At 73.1% G+C, this 16,724-nt stretch carries 16 protein-coding genes; 1 reads left to right on the top strand and 15 read right to left on the bottom strand.

What is annotated here, in order from left to right:
• Positions 1 to 443 precede the first annotated feature (443 nt).
• Together IE290_RS20160 and IE290_RS20165 are read right to left on the bottom strand one after the other, a co-directional pair.
• Positions 444 to 2,288: a DUF6779 domain-containing protein gene (locus IE290_RS20160; protein ID WP_191246154.1), complete on the bottom strand. Its 1,845-nt coding sequence runs from the start codon at positions 2,286 to 2,288 to the stop codon at positions 444 to 446.
• A gap of 69 nt (positions 2,289 to 2,357) precedes the next feature.
• Entirely contained in the window at positions 2,358 to 2,819 is a 462-nt protein-coding gene (locus tag IE290_RS20165) for a DUF3180 domain-containing protein (protein ID WP_191246155.1), read from the bottom strand.
• A gap of 61 nt (positions 2,820 to 2,880) precedes the next feature.
• Here IE290_RS20165 and IE290_RS20170 point away from each other — a divergent pair, with 61 nt between their 5' ends.
• Complete coding sequence (locus IE290_RS20170; protein WP_191246156.1) at positions 2,881 to 3,810, top strand: helix-turn-helix domain-containing protein; 930 nt, start codon at positions 2,881 to 2,883, stop codon at positions 3,808 to 3,810.
• 8 nt (positions 3,811 to 3,818) lie between these two features.
• Here IE290_RS20170 and folK read toward each other — a convergent pair whose 3' ends face one another.
• The 13 genes from folK to dacB form a co-directional block, all read right to left on the bottom strand.
• Positions 3,819 to 4,307, bottom strand: a complete 489-nt coding sequence (folK, locus tag IE290_RS20175) for a 2-amino-4-hydroxy-6-hydroxymethyldihydropteridine diphosphokinase (protein ID WP_191246157.1) — start codon at positions 4,305 to 4,307, stop codon at positions 3,819 to 3,821.
• Positions 4,304 to 4,666 carry a dihydroneopterin aldolase gene (folB, locus tag IE290_RS20180; protein ID WP_191246158.1) on the bottom strand — a complete coding sequence of 121 codons (363 nt, stop codon included), beginning with the start codon at positions 4,664 to 4,666 and terminating at the stop codon, positions 4,304 to 4,306. The genes folK and folB overlap by 4 nt, the downstream gene beginning before the upstream one ends.
• Positions 4,659 to 5,492 (bottom strand): dihydropteroate synthase, encoded by an 834-nt coding sequence (gene folP / locus IE290_RS20185; protein WP_191246159.1) that lies wholly within the window; start codon positions 5,490 to 5,492, stop codon positions 4,659 to 4,661. Before folP ends, folB begins: the two co-directional genes overlap by 8 nt.
• Positions 5,489 to 6,091: a GTP cyclohydrolase I FolE gene (gene folE, locus IE290_RS20190; protein WP_229874634.1), complete on the bottom strand. Its 603-nt coding sequence runs from the start codon at positions 6,089 to 6,091 to the stop codon at positions 5,489 to 5,491. Before folE ends, folP begins: the two co-directional genes overlap by 4 nt.
• The gene (ftsH, locus tag IE290_RS20195; RefSeq protein ID WP_191246160.1) at positions 6,081 to 8,438 is read right to left on the bottom strand and encodes an ATP-dependent zinc metalloprotease FtsH; all 2,358 of its coding nucleotides are present in this window, start codon (positions 8,436 to 8,438) and stop codon (positions 6,081 to 6,083) included. The genes folE and ftsH overlap by 11 nt, the downstream gene beginning before the upstream one ends.
• Before the next feature lie 200 nt (positions 8,439 to 8,638).
• Entirely contained in the window at positions 8,639 to 9,442 is an 804-nt protein-coding gene (locus IE290_RS20200; RefSeq protein WP_191246161.1) for an ESX secretion-associated protein EspG, read from the bottom strand.
• A 106-nt stretch (positions 9,443 to 9,548) separates the two neighbouring features.
• A complete protein-coding gene (locus IE290_RS20205; RefSeq protein WP_191246162.1) occupies positions 9,549 to 10,349 on the bottom strand; it encodes an ESX secretion-associated protein EspG in 801 nt (266 codons plus the stop codon).
• Positions 10,350 to 10,386: 37 nt separating this feature from the next.
• Entirely contained in the window at positions 10,387 to 11,700 is a 1,314-nt protein-coding gene (locus tag IE290_RS20210) for a hypothetical protein (RefSeq protein ID WP_191246163.1), read from the bottom strand.
• A 19-nt stretch (positions 11,701 to 11,719) separates the two neighbouring features.
• Positions 11,720 to 12,088 (bottom strand): hypothetical protein, encoded by a 369-nt coding sequence (locus tag IE290_RS20215; RefSeq protein WP_017985440.1) that lies wholly within the window; start codon positions 12,086 to 12,088, stop codon positions 11,720 to 11,722.
• Between the two features lie 136 nt (positions 12,089 to 12,224).
• Positions 12,225 to 12,779 carry a hypoxanthine phosphoribosyltransferase gene (gene hpt / locus IE290_RS20220; protein ID WP_191246164.1) on the bottom strand — a complete coding sequence of 185 codons (555 nt, stop codon included), beginning with the start codon at positions 12,777 to 12,779 and terminating at the stop codon, positions 12,225 to 12,227.
• A gap of 3 nt (positions 12,780 to 12,782) precedes the next feature.
• Positions 12,783 to 13,742, bottom strand: a complete 960-nt coding sequence (gene tilS, locus IE290_RS20225; RefSeq protein WP_191246165.1) for a tRNA lysidine(34) synthetase TilS — start codon at positions 13,740 to 13,742, stop codon at positions 12,783 to 12,785.
• Entirely contained in the window at positions 13,739 to 14,791 is a 1,053-nt protein-coding gene (locus tag IE290_RS20230; protein ID WP_191246166.1) for an Rv3626c family coenzyme F420 biosynthesis-associated protein, read from the bottom strand. The genes tilS and IE290_RS20230 overlap by 4 nt, the downstream gene beginning before the upstream one ends.
• Before the next feature lie 21 nt (positions 14,792 to 14,812).
• Positions 14,813 to 16,720 (bottom strand): D-alanyl-D-alanine carboxypeptidase/D-alanyl-D-alanine endopeptidase, encoded by a 1,908-nt coding sequence (gene dacB / locus IE290_RS20235; RefSeq protein WP_191246167.1) that lies wholly within the window; start codon positions 16,718 to 16,720, stop codon positions 14,813 to 14,815.
• Positions 16,721 to 16,724: the final 4 nt, after the last annotated feature.

The raw sequence follows: 16,724 nt of genomic DNA on the forward strand, positions 1-16,724 counted from the left end.
ACGGTGACCGGTTCCGCGGGCGGGCCCCACCTCGCCCGGGCTTGGCGGGGGGCGCAGCGAGGTTGGTCGCCGGTGGGCGGGGGCGCCACACCGCACGCATGACCGCGCCCAGCGACGCGGCGGCGACGCGGCGGCACGGCGGCAGGCAGCCCGGCGCGGCAGCGCGGTCGCACGGCGGCAGCGCGGCGGCAGCGCGGCGACACGGCGGCCAGGCAGCCCGGCGCGGCAGCGCGGCAGCCCGGCGGCAGCCAGCCCGGCGCGGCAGCCGCGCTTCCGGCAACCACCACAGATCGGCGGCTCCGGGCGCAAAGCGTTCCCGCCCGGCTGTCACCTTCGCTATCGGCGTGGCAGCTCGGCCCCTCCGGGCAACCACAGATCCGCGGCCTCGGCGCGGAACCTTCCCGGCAGCCGGGGCAAAAGTTCCCTGCCCGGTGGTTGCCGCGTCAGTCTTCGGCTCGGCGGCGGCGTCGGGGGGTTGCCGATTTGCCGTTGGCCGCCAGTAGTTCGCTCACCGAACGGCCCGCCGAGTGGGATCCGGTGTCCTCCTCCACCGCGGCGCGGCGGCCGCGTGAGGTTTCCGGCTCAGGCTTCGCCCGGCGGCCGGTGCTCGTGGGGGACGGTGGCTCCTCCTCGGGGCGGTGGCGGCGGCCCGACGAGCCGGATGCCTCGGCCGAGCGGCGCCCCGAGATCGCGGCGGCGGAGCGGTACCCGCTCGACTCGGCCGACCGTCGGCCGGCGAGCGCGGCACCCGCGGCCGAACGGCGCCCCACGGGCTCCTCGTCCCCGGCAGCAGTACCCGCCGCCGAGCGGCGCCCCACGGACTCCTCATCCCGGCCGAACGCACCCGTCGCCGAGCGGGGGCCCACGGACTCCTCGTCGCCGCCAGCAGAGCCTGCGGCCGAGCGGTGGCCCACGGGCACCTCGTCCCCGCCCAGCGCAGCGGCCGAGCGGCGGCCCACGGACTCCACCGTCTCGGCAGGAGCCGCTGAGCGGCGGCCGGCGGGCACCTGGTCCCCGCCGAGCCCAGCACTCGCGGCCGAGCGGCGGCCCGCGGACTCCACGTCCCCGGCCGGAGCACCCGCCGAGCGGCGGCCGGCGGGCGCCTCGTCCTCCTCCGCGCGTCGGCGACGGCCACCTGGCCTGCCCTGCTGCGCCAGCCGTCGGACCTCGACCGGCAACGTTTCGTTGACCACGGGGTGGTCCTCCGGCACCGCGACCACCGGCTCGGGCTCGACCACCGGCTTCGCGCGCGGCGGCTCAGGCTTCACCACCGGCTCCACGCGCGCCGTCTCCGCACGCGGCGGCTCGGGCGTCACCGGCGGTTCCACACCCACCGGCTCGGGCTTCACCGGTCGCGTCACGCGCGTGGGAAAGGCCGCCGACAGGTCCCTCGCCGAGCGTTCGGCTCGCGGGGTCCAGTCCGGGGCGACCGCCTTCGCCACCTGCGTCGGTTGCTCGACCCGCGGCGGCTCACGCTTGACGGGCGCCGTCGCGTTGGCCGGGCGCAGCCGCTCGGGCCGGCTGGGCGCGGGACGGCTCGGCTCGACCGGCCGGGCCTGCGGGCGTTCCGCCTTCTTCGCCGCCGGCTGGACGCGTGTGCGCTCCGGATCGGCCGGCTCGGCGCCCGCGACCCGGCGGACGGGAAGGTCCATCGACACCTCGGGCCGCCGCGGCTCCGGCGCGCTCGGACGGCCACCGGTGCGCACCGGCTCCTTCTCCCGCACCCGCTCGATGAACTCGGTCGGCCGGTCGGTGATCTCCCGCTTCTTCGCCGCGGTGAGCTGCGGCGGCTGGCTCGTGCCGGACTCGACGACCCGCTGCTCCTCGCGCAGCGCCCGCATCCGGGTCGCCTGCGCGGTCAGCGCGACGCGCTCCAGCAGCACCTCGCCACCGAAGAGGCTCTGCAGATTGTCCCGCAGGGACGCGATTTCCGAGCGCAACGCGTCCAGTTCGCTGCGGGACTCGGACTCGATCCGTTGCCGCGTCTCGGCTTCGACCTCCAGCTCGAACTCGCGCCGCGCGGCGATCTCGCGTTCGAGCTCCAGCTCGTAGACCTCCTGCGCCTGCGCGACGGCCTCCTCGGTGGTCGACGCCTGGCGGCGGTAGCGCACGGCGAGGAAGGCGCCGATCAGCGCTGCCCACAACGCGGCGACGATGCCCAGCCGCATGTAGCGGACGTCGTCTGCCAGTACCAGCGGAATCGTGGCGCCGACCGCGAGGACGAGGCCGATGAGAAACCACGGCCCGCCCACGACGCGGCCGCGCGTCTCGTCACCCTCGCCAGTCATGACCAACACCGTACCCGCTAGTTATGCGTCTGAGACCTAGTTGGTACTTCGAGCGGTCGGTTCCCCGCGTTAACCGGTCGGGTGATGATCGGGATCACTTTCGTCGTCTTCCGGCGTGCGGCAGCAGTGCTCCAGCCACAGCGCCGCGGCGATCAACATGGCCGCGCACACCGCCCCGATGGCGACGCTGCGGAGGTCGCTCGACGCCGCGGCCAGCTCCGACGCCCGCGGGATCAGCGCGCCGGCGATCCCGGCACACGCGCCGAGCATGATCGCGCCGAGGAGCGAGGAGGCCTTCGCGAGCGCGACCGTGCGCGCCGCCGAGACCGCGTTGACGAGCCGGCCGGACCGGACCCGGGACCGCATCGTGAACGCCAGTGCGACTTCGATCACCGCGAGCACGAACAACGTGATGCCGACCGGCCGGGGCACGCGGGGCAGATCCCCGTAGGCGAACCGGAACAACAGGTACGCCACCACGAGCCCGATCAGCCCGGCGATCACCAGTTCACGGGGCCGGGTGAAGTGCATACCGCCACGGTACCCAGGTGATCGTGGCACAGTTGACTCTCCACTGGCTGGAGGGTTGAGCATGGGACGCGCGGACGGGACGTTCACCATCGGCGAGCTGAGCCGGCGGACCGGGTTGCCGGTCAAGACCATCCGGTTCTACTCCGACGAGGGGCTGCTCCCGCCCGCCGACCGCACGAGTTCCGGCTACCGGCTCTACGACGTCACGGCGATGGCCCAGCTGGAACTGATCAAGACGCTGCGCGAACTCGGCCTGGGTCTGGCCGACGTGTCGGCGGTGCTGGCGCGGGAGACGAGCGTCCCCCGCCTGGCCCGCCGGCACATCGACGCGCTCGACGAGCAGATCCGCAGGCTGCGGCTGCGGCGCGCGGTCCTGCGTGCGGTCGTGAAACGCGAATCCGAGCTGGAGGAAGTGAAGCTGATGAACAGGCTGGCGGCGATGTCCGACGAAGAGCGGGCCCGCCTGCTCGACGAGTTCTGGCACGAGGTGACCGAGGGCCTGCCCGTCGACGCGGAGTTCTACGAGCGGATGCGCACGGCGAAGCCCGCGCTGCCCGACGATCCGTCGCCCGAGCAGCTGGAGGCGTGGATCGAGTTCGCCGAGCTGATCCAGGATCCGGAGTTCCGCGCGGTGACCCGGCGGATGAGCGAACGGCACGCCGACGACCTGCGCGCCGGCACGGCGACCGTGCCGGCGCAGTCGGAGTGGATCGAGTGGAGCGAGCGGGCGCACAAGGCGCTGGAGGCCGGGCTGCCGCCGGATTCGCCGGAGGGGCGCGAGCTGGCCGACGACATCGCGCGCGCGTGGGCGGCGGAGGGGCAGGATCCGGGTGATCGCGCGTTCCGGAATTCGGTGGCGGACCGGATCGCGGTCGGGACCGATCGGCGGGCCGAGCGGTACTGGCAGCTGATGGCGATCATGAACGGCTGGCCCGAGGTGCCGACACGGGTGCCCGCGGTGGAGTGGCTGACGGCGGCGCTGCGCGCCTGACGCCAGGGTCAGCGCGGGAAGGGGTGCAGCAAGCGGACCGAGTTGCGGTCGGATTGCGGGCGAGCCCGCAACAGGTCCCGGACCGGTCCGTGGCCGGGCAGCACCGCGTCGGGGTCGATTTCCAGCCACGGGATCAGCACGCTGGCGCGCTCGGGCGTGCCCGGATGCGGCAGCAGCAGCTCCGGGTCGTCCGAGCGCACTCCGTCCACCGTCACCACGTCGACGTCCAGCGTGCGCGGCCCCCACCGCACCTCGCGCACCCGGCCGGCCCGGCGTTCCAGCTCCTGGCCCGCCCGCAGCCACGCCCACTCGTCCCGCTCGGGATCGTCCACAATGCACACCGCGTTCAGGAAGTCCGGCTGGTCCACCACACCCCACGGTTCCGTTTCGTACACACTGGACACCGCGACCACGGCGGAACCCAGCGAGTCCACCACGGACTTCAGGTACGCCAACCGGTCGCCGAGGTTCGAGCCCAGCGACAGGACCGCCCTCACACACGCTCCCGGTGCACGGTCACGGCCACGTCCTGGAAGTTCAACGGAATCGGCGCGGACGGCTTGTGCACGGTCACCTCGACCGCGGACAACCGCGAATCCTTGAGCACCTCGTCGGCGATCCGGCCGGCCACGCTCTCGATCAGGTCGTACGGCTCGCCGCCGACGATGTCCGCCGCCAGCTGGGCCAGCTCGCCGTAGTGCAGCGTCTGCGTCAGGTCGTCGGAAGCGGCGGCGGGCGCGAGGTCCAGCCACGCCACGATGTCGACGACGAAGTCCTGCCCGTCCCGCTTCTCGTGCTCGAACACCCCGTGCCGCCCGAACACACGCAGCCCGGTGAGCGTGATCCGGTCAGGCACGCCCGCGCCTCCACGCCGCGGCCACCGCGACCGCGTCCAGCGACGCACCCACGTTGTGCACCCGCACGCCCCACGCCCCCTTCACCGCCGCGATCGCCGACACCGCCGCCGTCGCGTCCTCCCGGCCGTCCGGCGGGCGTGGCTCACCGTCGGCGTCCGCCAGCAGACTGCCCAGGAACCGCTTGCGCGAGGCGCCCACCAGCACCGGGAACCCCATGCCGAGGAACGTCTCGAGCCCGTTCAGCAGCGCCCAGTCGTGCTCGGCTCGCTTGGCGAACCCCAGACCCGGATCGATGACGATCTTCTCCGCCGCGACCCCGGCGGCCAGCGCCGCGTCGACTCGCGCCCGAAGCTCGCGCCGCACGTCCTCGACCACGTCGTCGTACCGCGCGAGCGCGTTCATGTCCTTGCTGTGCCCGCGCCAGTGCATCAGCACCCACGGCGCCTGGCTGGTCGCGGCTACCTTCGCCATGTCCGGATCGGCCAGGCCACCCGAGACGTCGTTGATGATCTCCGCACCCGCGTCCAGCGCCGCTTCCGCGACCGCCGCGCGCGTGGTGTCCACCGAGAGGCGCAGGCCGTCGGCCGCCAGCGCGCGCACGACGGGCAGCATGCGGGCGATCTCGGTCTCGGCGTCCACTCGCGACGAACCGGGACGCGTGGACTCGCCGCCCACGTCGATGATGTCCGCGCCGCGCTCCCACATCTCGTGCGCGTGGGCCAGCGCGGAACCCAGGTCGAGGTACCGGCCGCCGTCGGAGAACGAGTCCGGCGTGACGTTCAGGACGCCCATCACCAGACAGCGGTCCGGCACCCCGGTGGTCATCGACGGCCCTTGATCAGTTCCAGCGCCTCCGCCCGGGAGGTCGCCGACGTCTGCAGCATGCCGCGCACCGCGGATGTGGTGGTGCGCGCGCCCGGCTTCCGGATGCCGCGCATCGACATGCACAGGTGCTCGGCCTCGACCACCACGATCACGCCGCGCGGCTCGAGCTTGCGCACCAGCGCGTCGGCGATCTGCGAGGTCAGCCGCTCCTGCACCTGCGGGCGCTTGGCGTAGAGGTCGACCAGCCGGGCCAGCTTCGACAGGCCGGTGACCTTGCCGTGGCTGTTCGGGATGTAGCCGACGTGCGCGACGCCGTGGAAGGGCACCAGGTGGTGCTCGCACGTGCTGTACATCGGGATGTCGGTGACCAGCACCAGCTCTTCGTGCGACTCGTCGAAGGTGCGGGCCAGCACCTCCGCCGGGTCGGTGTACAGCCCGGCGAACATCTCCCGGTAGGCACGAGCGACCCGGGCCGGGGTGTCCCGAAGGCCCTCCCGGTCCGGGTTCTCGCCCACGGCCTCCAGCAGTTCACGCACCGCTTTCTCGGCGCGCGCCTGATCGAAGACCGGTCCCTCCCCGGGCGTCAGCTCACTGTCGATCTTGACCGTCCTGCTCGTCGGAATTCCGCCGGTGCTGGCCCTGGCCCTCCTCGGAACCACCGAACCAGTCACCCTGCCGCGGCTGCTCGCCCTGGTTCGGGCGCCACGGCGTCTGGCCACCCGGCTGGGTCGCCGGGGTCCAGCCCGGAGGCGCACCGTAGTTCGGCGGGCCGGACTGGCCGCCACCGCCGTAGGGCTGCGGCCACTGGCCGGTGCCGTTCGGGCCGTACGGGCGGCCGCCACCGTTGGGCGGCGGGTAGTTGTTGCCGCCCCCACCGGGGGGCGCGTACGGGTTCGACGGCGGTTCCGGCTGGCTGTACGGCGGGCCACCGGGCAGGTCACCGCCGCCCGGCGCGGTCCCGACCGGGGTCGGCACCTGACGCGGCGCCGGCTTCTTCTCCGGCGGCGGCCACGGCTCGCCGCGCTCCATCGCCAGCTCGCCCGGGGTCTTGATCGGCGGCTTGTCCGACGGGGTGCGCTCACCGAACTCGTTGAAGACGGTGATGTGCGGCCGCTTCTCGACGGTGGCGAAGATCCGCTCCAGGTCCTTGCGGCTGAGCGTCTCCTTCTCCAGCAGCTCCAGCACCAGGTCGTCGAGCACGTCGCGGTAGGTGTTGAGCACCTCCCACGCCTCGGTGTGCGCGGTCTCGATGAGCTTGCGGACCTCTTCGTCGATCTCGTGCGCGACCTCGAGCGAGTAGTCCGCCTGACGCCCCGCGGAGCGGCCCAGGAACGGGTCACCCTGGTCCTGGCCGTACTTCACGGCGCCGAGGCGGGCGCTCATGCCGTACTCCATGACCATCGCCTTGGCGATCTTGGTCGCCTGCTCGATGTCGGAGGACGCGCCGGTGGTCGGCTCGTGGAAGACCAGCTCCTCGGCGGTGCGGCCACCCATCGCGAACACCAGCCGGGCGATCATCTCGGAGCGGGTCATCAGCTGCTTGTCGTCCTCGGGGACGACCAGCGCGTGCCCACCGGTCCGGCCGCGCGGCAGGATGGTCAGCTTGTAGACCGGCTCGAGGTCCGGCATCGCCCACGCGGCGAGCGCGTGCCCGCCCTCGTGGTAGGCGGTGATCTTCTTCTCCTGCTCGGAGATGATCCGGCTCTTGCGCGCCGGCCCGCCGATGACCCGGTCGACCGACTCCTCCAGCGCCGCGTCGGTGATCACGTGCCCGTTCTGGCGGGCGGTGAGCAGCGCGGCCTCGTTGATGACGTTGGCCAGGTCGGCACCGGACATGCCCACGGTGCGCTTGGCCAGCGCGTTCAGGTCGACGCCCTGCGCCAGCGGCTTGCCCTTCGAGTGCACCTCGAGGATGGCGCGGCGGCCGGCCAGGTCCGGCGCGGACACCGGGATCTGCCGGTCGAAGCGGCCCGGGCGCAGCAGCGCCGGGTCCAGGATGTCCGGGCGGTTGGTCGCGGCGATCAGGATGATGCCGCCGCGCGAGTCGAAGCCGTCCATCTCGACGAGCAGCTGGTTCAGCGTCTGCTCGCGCTCGTCGTGACCACCGCCGAGGCCGGCGCCGCGCTGGCGGCCGACCGCGTCGATCTCGTCGACGAAGATGATGCAGGGGGCGTTCTGCTTGGCCTGCTCGAACAGGTCGCGCACCCGGGAGGCGCCGACACCGACGAACATCTCGACGAAGTCCGAACCGGAGATCGTGTAGAACGGCACGCCGGCCTCACCGGCGACCGCGCGCGCGAGCAGCGTCTTACCGGTGCCGGGCGGGCCGTAGAGCAGCACGCCCTTCGGGATCTTCGCGCCCAGCGCCTGGTAGCGGGCCGGGTTCTGCAGGAAGTCCTTGATCTCGTAGAGCTCTTCGACCGCCTCGTCGGCACCCGCCACGTCGTTGAACGTCGTCTTCGGCATGTCCTTGTTCAGCTGCTTGGCCTTGGACTTGCCGAAGTTGAGGACGCGGTTGCCGCCGCCCTGGGCGTTGTTCATCATCCACATCAGCAGCAGGAGCAGCAGGCCGAGCGGGATGATGTAGTACAGGATCTGCGTGAAGAAGCCCTGTTGGGTCACCGTGGTGGTGAACTTGACGTTCGGCTTGTCGATCAGCAGGTCGTAGATCGGTCGCGCCCCGTCGGACGGGAACGATGTGATGACCTGGTCGACCTGCTGGCCGTCGACGTCGATCTTGTTCGTGAGCGACAGCTTGAGCTGCTGCTCCTTGTCCTCCAGGTTGGCTTCCTTCACGTTGTTGCCCTTGATCTGGGCGATCGCCTGTGAAGTGGGGACCTGGGTGTAACCACGGTCGCTGTCGAAGAGGGTGTTGACCGCGAGGAAGATCAACACAACCGCGACGATCCACAGCAGCGGGTTCCTGAGCAGGCGCTTCCGGTCCATATGCCTCGGCCGTTCGGCCTCGACCCTCCCTGGCTAGGCGGTTAGATGTCACAGCCGCCGTCACGGTGTAGACAACAACTTGCGGTGTGCGAGGAACACCCCGTCCATCCAGGGTACAGTCCGGCCGACATGGGCACCTGCACGAGTCTCAAGCAGGTCAACGGCCGGTGTCGCGGTCTGGTTCCCCGGGGCGGTTCGCGTCAGTAGCCCGGCTCGGATGTGACGCTCGCCACCATCTCGCCGAGCCTGGTGCGCAGCGTCTTGGCGTCCGCCGAGGACACCGTCACCCATTCGCGCCCGTCGGCGCCCGGCCGGGACAGGCTCAGGTACCGGCCGGTGGCCGTGTCGAACCAGCCCAGCACCGGTGACCTGCGACGACCGTTCACCTCGGAGCGGCTGTTCGCGGCGAGCTGACCACCGCGCAGCCGGGGCTGGCCGGCGAGCCGGGCGTAGGCCTCGCGCGGGTCCGACGGCCCCTCGGACAGCGACCGGCGCCGCGGCTTGGGGTCGCCGCCGACCGGCACGGCCGCCCTGGCCGGCGGGATGCGCAGTGCCTCGTCGACCGGAAGTGTGATGGAAGCCTCGGTGCCGCGCGTGCCCGGCGGCAGCAGGTCGACGACCGTCGAGGCCAGGCCCTCGGGGAAGGCCGGCCGGATCCAGATGCCGTCGGCGTCCTGGATCGCCACCACGCCGAGGGTGCCGTCGGTGGCGGCGAGGATCGAAACCGGCGGCACCTGGAAGTCCGGGATGTGCACGGCGTCGATGCTGGTGGTCGGCTGGGACAGCACCCGGAACCAGTCCTCGACCCGCGGGTCGAGGCGGCCGTAGTGGTCGCGCAGCCCGCGGGCCTTCAGCTCGTCGTGGGCCCGCTGGCGCAGCTTGGCACGCTCGTCCATGGTCGCGCCGTGCGAGCGGACCTGCAGCGGGTAGGGCAGCTCGCCGATGCCGGCCGCCTCCCAGAGGAAGTCGAAGGTCATCGGGGTGAAGAACTCGGGGCGGTTCACCAGGCACCCCCCGGCGTCAGGGTCTCGCCGGCGGCCCGCGTCCGCGGAATTGCCACCCCAGCGGGGGCGAGCCGACCGCGACCGCGACCAGCCTCCATCAGGTGGTTCACCAGGCACCCCCCGGCATGAGGGTCTCGCCGGCGGCCCGGACCAGCATTTCGCCGAGGCGGTGCCGCAGCGTCGGTGCGTCGGCGGGGGCGATGGTGATCCAGTCGCGGCCGTCGTGGCCGCGGCTCGCCTGCGTGAAGTAGCGGCCGCCGTCGGTGTCGAACCAGCTCAGCACCGGTGGGCGGGTCTTCGCGCCGCTGCGGCTGCGGGCGTTGGCGCCGATCTGCCCGCCACGCAGCCGCGGCTGGGCCTGCAGCCGGGCCAGCGCCTTGCGGTCGTCGTCCGCGCCGGTGCGGTCGCCGCCCGCGGGGCGGCGCTGCAGGAAGTCGGCCCCGGTGGCCGTCATCAGCTGCTCGAGCGGCACGGTGATCGACTTCTCGGTGCCCCGCGGCGCGGCGGGCAGCAGCGACACGATGGCGCTCGCGAGGCCGTCCGCCGGCATCGGCTGGAAGTGGAAGCCCCGCTCGTCGTGCACCGCGAGCACACCGCGCCCGGCCAGCGCCGCCGCCACGGCGAGCAGCGGCCGCGCGTCGGGCGCGGTGATGTGCACGCTGTCCAGGCTGGTCTCCGACCCCGACAGCACCTCGAAGAACTCCTCGACGTGCGGCGCGGGACGGCCCCGGCCGTCGACGGCGCCGCGCGCGGCCAGCCGGTCCAGGGTCTGCCGCCGCAGCTGGGCGCGCTCGTCCATCGTCGCGCCGTGCGAGCGCACCTCCAGCGGGTACGGCAGTTCCCCTGCTCCGAAGGACTCCCACAGGAAGTCCAGTTCCAGCGGAGTGAGCAGCTCCGCTCGCACCATCAAGTCCCTCTTTCCGGGTTCGCGCGGTTGCGCCGGATCAGCGGTCGTCCTCGTCGTTCCAGGCCCCGATGACCGGCGGCGCGGTCGCCACGTTGGCGCCGAACGCCTCGTCCGGGTCGGCCTCGACGAGGAAGGAAGCCCGCGTGTGCTCCTCGTCCTCGGCGCCCTGCGCGCCGCCGGCACCCATGCCCGAGGCGGGCGGCGGGGTGCCCGCCCCGCCGATGGTGCCACCGGTGTTCATCAGGCTCTGCTGGGCCTGCTGCTGCGTGGCGCCGTGGGCCTGCTGCGACTGGTCCGAGCTGGCCGCCGTCTCGTCGGCGGCCGGGCGCTCCTTGGCGCCGGACTTGCTGCCCCGGCCGAGCGCGGCCTTGCCGCCCACCGCGGCCAGACCCGCGGCACCCAGACCGACCGCCGCGCCCAGCGCCGCCGAGCCGCCACCGCCGGACGACGTCGGCGCCGCCACCTGGCCCGCGCCGGAGACCGAGCCGGGCGCCGGAGCCGGCGGCGCGGGAACACCGTGCGGCCCCGGGACACCACCGGGCTGGCCGCCGGTGGCGAAGCCGGCCGCGCCGCCACCCGGGATCCCGGCCGTGACACCGCCGACCGGGCCGATCCCGACCGAACCGAGACCACCGGGAACCGCACCCGAACCGGCGCCGACGGACTGCGCCGACGTGCTGCCGAAGCGGCCGTCCGCGGGCAGGCCGAGCGACTCCGGGCCGAAGCTCGGGGTCGCGCTGTCCACCTCGGACATCGCCTGGGTGTAGGCGTTGAAGTACTGGACCTGCTGCGCGTGCACGGCGCGGGCCTCGTCGGCCTGCACCTTCATGTCCGCGACCATCGCGGCCGGGCCGCCGGCGAGCATCGCCGCGGTCTGCTTGGCCGGGTCGAACTCCTTCGGCGCCGGCATCTTCTTGACCTCGGCGGCCGCGGCGGCCTGCTGCGCCATGCGGCTGGACATGGTGTGCGCCGCGTCGCCGGCCTGCTTGCTGGAGTTCGCGATGCCGACCAGCGCGCCCTGCGCGGACCCGGCGCCCTGGCCGATCCACGCGTTGCCCAGCTCGGTGATCGCGTTGTACAGGTCGTCGGCGGCCTGGTGCAGGCTGTCGCCGTGCGACTGCCACTGCCGTCCGGTGGCCTCGGCCGTGGCCGGGTCGTTGTTCTGGGTGGCGCCGAGGTAGAGCTGGTTGCTCTCCTGCGAGGCCCAGTTCGGCGGGCTGCCGATGGCCCGGTCGCCGCCGTAGGTGAACCCGCCCGCGCTGTTGCGCGCCTGCTGCACCAGCGCGGCGGACTCGCCGTTGTCGCCCAGCTGGACGGCGTCGACTCTGGGCTCGCTGCTCGGAGAAGTCATCGTGATCGTCCCCCCGGGTTCAGACCTGACGCCCGGACGCCAGCGCGTCCTCGGCGGCCTGCTCGATCTTGTCGTAGTGGCTCATCGCCGCGACGATGGCGTCCTCGGCCTGCTGGTACTGGTTGTAGAGGTTGCGCAGCGCGGTCGCGTACGACTCGCCGCCCCCGTCGGCGCGCTGCACGAACTTCGCGGCGATGGCGTTGCCCACCGGGTTGTTGCCGAGCTTCGGCGGTTCGGCCAGGGCTCCGGCGTTGCGCAGCAGGTTCTCCACCTGGTCCTTGCCGAGGCGGATCTTCTTCAGAACCGTCTGCGCGGCGTCCGGGTCGACCCCCAGCTGACCGTTCACGGCGGCGTTCCGGAACGCCGCGGCGTCCGCGTAGCTCCCCATCAGTTCTCCCTACCCCACGTCCGTACCGCATCGCGGCGCGTCACCCTCGTTCGCGTAGGTTAACGCACCGCACCGACGGTTATGACGCGTTCCGGCACGTTCGGGTTCACGAATTTCCGGTGCTCACGCACCGTGTTCAGGCCCCGTACACCTTCGGATCAAGCGTGCCGATGTAGGGCAGGTCGCGGTAGCGCTCCGCGTAGTCCAGGCCGTACCCGACGACGAACTCGTTCGGGATGTCGAACCCGACGTAGCGCACCGGCACGTCCACCTTCACCGCCTCCGGCTTGCGCAGCAGCGTGACGACCTCCAGCGACGCCGGGTTGCGGCTCGCCAGGTTCTTCAGCAGCCAGGACAGGGTGAGTCCGGAATCGACGATGTCCTCGACGATCAGCACGTGCCGCCCGGTGATGTCCCGGTCGAGGTCCTTGAGGATCCGCACCACGCCGGAGGACGACGTGGACGAACCGTACGAGGAGACGGCCATGAACTCCAGCTGCGCCGGCATCGGCAGCGCCCGGGCGAAGTCGGTCATGAACATGACGGCGCCCTTGAGCACCCCCACCAGCAGCAGGTCGCCGGCAGTCGTTTCGCGCTCGTAGTCCGCGGCGATCTGCTTGGCGAGCTCGGTGATCTTGTCGTTGATCTGCTGCTCGGTGATGAGGACGGAGGCGATCTCGCCTTCGTACACGGGTCAGTCCCCTCTTGTTTCCGGTGGATTCATGGCAAGCCTGCCATGCGTCCGGGTCACCACCAAGCCGCCGGGTAGCCAAACTCCGCCCTGACCACGCCAGTCGCCGACCAACGCGTCGACGGACCGCAGGTGGGCGTCGGTGAGGCCGCGCGCGCCGTGCGCGGTGAGCCAGTTCCGCAGGATCCTCCGCCGGAGGGATGCCGGCAGCGGGGACAGGGCCGCGATGTCCGGTTTTCCGTGCCGCGCCAGGAAGTCCGTGGCGAGCGAGTCGAGCGCCTCGGAATCCTCCCTGAGCTGGGCGGCGGTGCGGGCGAGCGCGGCCGCGACCCCGCCGTTGAGGACGTCTTCCAGCAGTGGCAGCACTTCCGTGCGCAGGCGCACCCGGGTGTAGCGCGGATCGCTGTTGTGCGGGTCCTCCCACGGGGTCAGGCCGAGCGCGTGGCACGCCTCCCGCGTGGTCGCGCGGGGCAGGTCGAGAAGTGGCCTACCCCACGGGAGATCCACAGCACGCATCCCGGCGATCGAGCGCGGGCCGGAGCCGCGGCCGAGCCCGAGGAGCACGGTCTCGGCCTGGTCGTCCCGGGTGTGCCCGAGGAGGACGATCCCGCGGTGGTGCGCGCGCAGTGCGGCGTACCGGGCGTTCCGGGCCGCCGCCTCGGGCCCGCCCGGGCCGGTCACCTCGACGGTCAGCACCTCGGCGGAGTCGACCCCGAGCTTGCGCGCGACCCCGGCCGCCTCCGCGGCCACGCGTGCCGAATCCGGCTGCAGCCCGTGGTCCACGACCAGCGCGCGCACCGGCAGCCCGAGCGCTCGCCCGGTGAAGACGGCGGCCTCGGTGAGCGCCAGGGAATCCGCCCCACCGGACAACGCGACGTCGATCGCGGGCACCTCGGGGCACCCCGCCAGGAAGTTCCGCACCGCGCGGCGCACCGCGGCGACCGCGGGGTGCGGGCCGGTCACGGGTGGACGCGCCGCACCCACGCCTCGGGATCGGCGATCTCGGCCCGGGTCGGCAGCGTGTTCGGCGAGGTCCAGACGGCGTTGAACCCGGCCATCCCGACCCGGCCGACCACGTGCCGGGTGAAGGCCGCGCCCTGCGCGTACTGGCGGATCTTGGCGTCCACGCCGAGCAGCGCCCGCAGCAGCCGGTCCAGCAGGCCGCCGCCCTTGCGCCGCTCGGTGAACCGCGCGCGGATGGTCTCGACGCTGGGCACCACGCTCGGCCCCACCGCGTCCATCACGTAGTCCGCGTGCCCTTCCAGGAGGGTGGACAGCGCCAGCAGGCGGTCGAACACCTCACGCTGCTCCGGCGAGCGCAGCAGCTGCCCGACCGCCACCAGCCCGTCGGCCTTGGCGCGCCGGGCCTCGCGCAGCGCGTCCGGCAGACGACCGAGCAGGTCGGTCATCCCGTCGGTGTCGCTGGTGAGGCCGCTGACCAGCCGTTCCACCTCGTCGGCGAAGTAGTCGCGCAGCCAGTCCACGGCGGTGAACTGCAGCCGGTGCGTGCTCTCGTGCAGGCACACCCACAGCCGGAAGTCGCGGCCCGGCACCTGCAGCGCCTGCTGGGCGGTGACCACGTTCGGCGCCACCAGCAGCAGCCGCCCGGCGCCGTCCGGCCCGCCGAACGGGTCGTACTGGCCCAGCACGCGGGAGGCCAGGAAGGCCAGCACCACACCGGTCTGCACGCCGGCGCCACCGGCCAGGACGGGCCCGAGCGGGCCGGCCGGGTTCGGCGGCAACGCCTTCGCGGTGAGCGCGTCGAGCCCGGCCGCGGCCGAGCGCACCCAGCCGGGCCGGTCCACCACGTCACCGGGGAGCAGCGGCAGCCCGGCGCCCAGCCCGGTCAGGTCGCGGACGTGGGCCTCGGCGTCGACCGTCAGCTCACGCAGCTCGGTCACGGCCAGTCCGGCCTCCTCGCGGGAGACCACCGGCCCGCCGCGGGCGAGGAACGCGCCCGTTGCGGCGGCCAGCGACCAGTCCACGACCGGCCGGGACGCGACCTCGCTCATGGTGTTCACACCTTTCCGAAGCTATCGGCAGCCACAGCCCCGCAGCGAGGCCGCGACGACGTCCAGTGCCGCCCGCGCGGGATCCTGGTCGGCGCCGTCGGACATCAACGCGAACACCAGGACCCGGCCGTCCTCGTCCAGCACTACCCCTGCCAACGTGTGGACCCCGGACAGAGTGCCCGTCTTCGCGCGAACCCACCCCTTGCCGGAGCGGGAGTTCGCCGCGTTGTAGCGGCCGGCGAGGGTGCCGCTGCCGCCGGCCACCGGCAGCCCGGCCAGCATCGGGCGCAGCTTCGCGGTGCGCGGGTCCTTGTCGTCCGGCCCGGCGGCGACCGCCAGGACCTGCGCGAGCAGCTTCGCCGGGACGCTGTTCTGCGGGGACAGTCCGCTGTTGTCGCTCAGCTTGACCTGCGACACGTCGAACCCGTTCTGGGACAACACGGACAGCGTCGCCTGCGCGGCGCCGGCGAACGACGCCTCGGCGCCGGTGGCGATCGCGGTCATCCGGCCGATCGCGTCGGCGAGGGTGTTGTCCGAGGCCTCCAGCGCGTGCGCGATCAGCTCGCTCAGCGGCGCCGACTTCACCTCGCCGAGCACCTTCGCGCCCTGGGACGCCTTCGCCGGACCGGCCGCGCTCGCGCCGAGGCGCTGGGCGAAGGTCTGCAGCACGGTGTTCGCCGGCTGGGCGACGCGCATCGAGTGGTCGTTGGCCGGGTCGGTGAGGCCGCCGTCGAGCATCACCGGCGTCATCGCGGCGGTGTAGATCGGCGCGTCGTCGGGCGCCCAGCCCGGTGCGGTCTGGGCACCGGACCAGATCGAGGTGTCGATCTGCACCTTCTTGATCGCGCCACCGCTGGCGCGCTCGACCTGCGCGACGAGGTCGTCGAGGTGGGCGGCGCCGGAGTACACCGACTGCCGCCCGGCCGGCAGCGAGGACAGCGTGATGTCCCCGCCCGCGACGATCACCGCGGTGTCCGGCGAGGCGCCCTGCACGACCTTGGTGCTCAGCTGCGTGCCCGGGTCCATCGCGAGCAGCGCGGCGGCGGTGGTCAGCAGCTTGGTGGTCGAGGCCGGGGTGCGGAACTGGCCGGAGTTGCGGTCCCACAGCAGCTCGCCGGTCTCGGGGTCGATCACCGCGCCGGTGAGCGTGCCCAGTGCGGGGCTGGCGGCGGGACCGGCCAGCGCCCCGGACACCCCGGACGACGACGGTTGGGGCGCCGACTCGCTGGGCGCCTTCAGCGACAGGGCCACCGGGACCGGCTCCGGGGTGTCGCCCTTGGGCAGGTTCGGCGCCCAGGGCAGGCCGAGGCGGTTGGAGACGTACGGCGTGGCGAGCGCGGCGCCCACCGCGATGACCAGGATCAGTGCCAGGGCACTGCTGACCAGCACACGCTTGCGGCGGCGCTTGGGCTTCGCCTCGGGCTCGGCCGGCGGCTTCTCCTCGCCGGTGGTCGCCTCGGCGGGGTGGATTTCGCCGCTGGGCTCGATGCGCATCGGCTGCATGAGCGGAGCCGCGGCGGGTGGCACCGGCTGCGGCCGGGGGCTGGGCTCGCCCTGCGGGTGCTCGGCGTTCGGCGCGGGCTGCGGGCTCTGCCGGCGTTCGGGGTTCGGCGCGGCGGGCTGCGGGCGGGGACGCTCCGGCTGTGCGGCCTGTTCGGGCGGCGCCGGGGCCGGCCGGGGCTCCGGTTTCGGAAGCTGGTGCGGCTCGGTCTTCTGCTCCTGCCGCAGGTCGATCACCTGCGTGCTCTCGGCGTCCGGCTCGGGCGGCTTCGGCACCGGCACGAACAGCGTCGGCGACTCGGGCAGCGAGACCTCGCCGGGCACCGGCAGCTGGGCCGTCGCGCCACCGTCAGTGGGCTTCGCCTCGGCGGAGACGTCAGCGACGTCAGCGTCTTCGGACGGCCACTCGGGCTGGTCGTTGCTCGGCACGCAC

It is taken from the genome of Amycolatopsis deserti (genome assembly GCF_014653945.1).
In the GTDB taxonomy this organism is placed as follows: domain Bacteria; phylum Actinomycetota; class Actinomycetes; order Mycobacteriales; family Pseudonocardiaceae; genus Amycolatopsis_E; species Amycolatopsis_E deserti.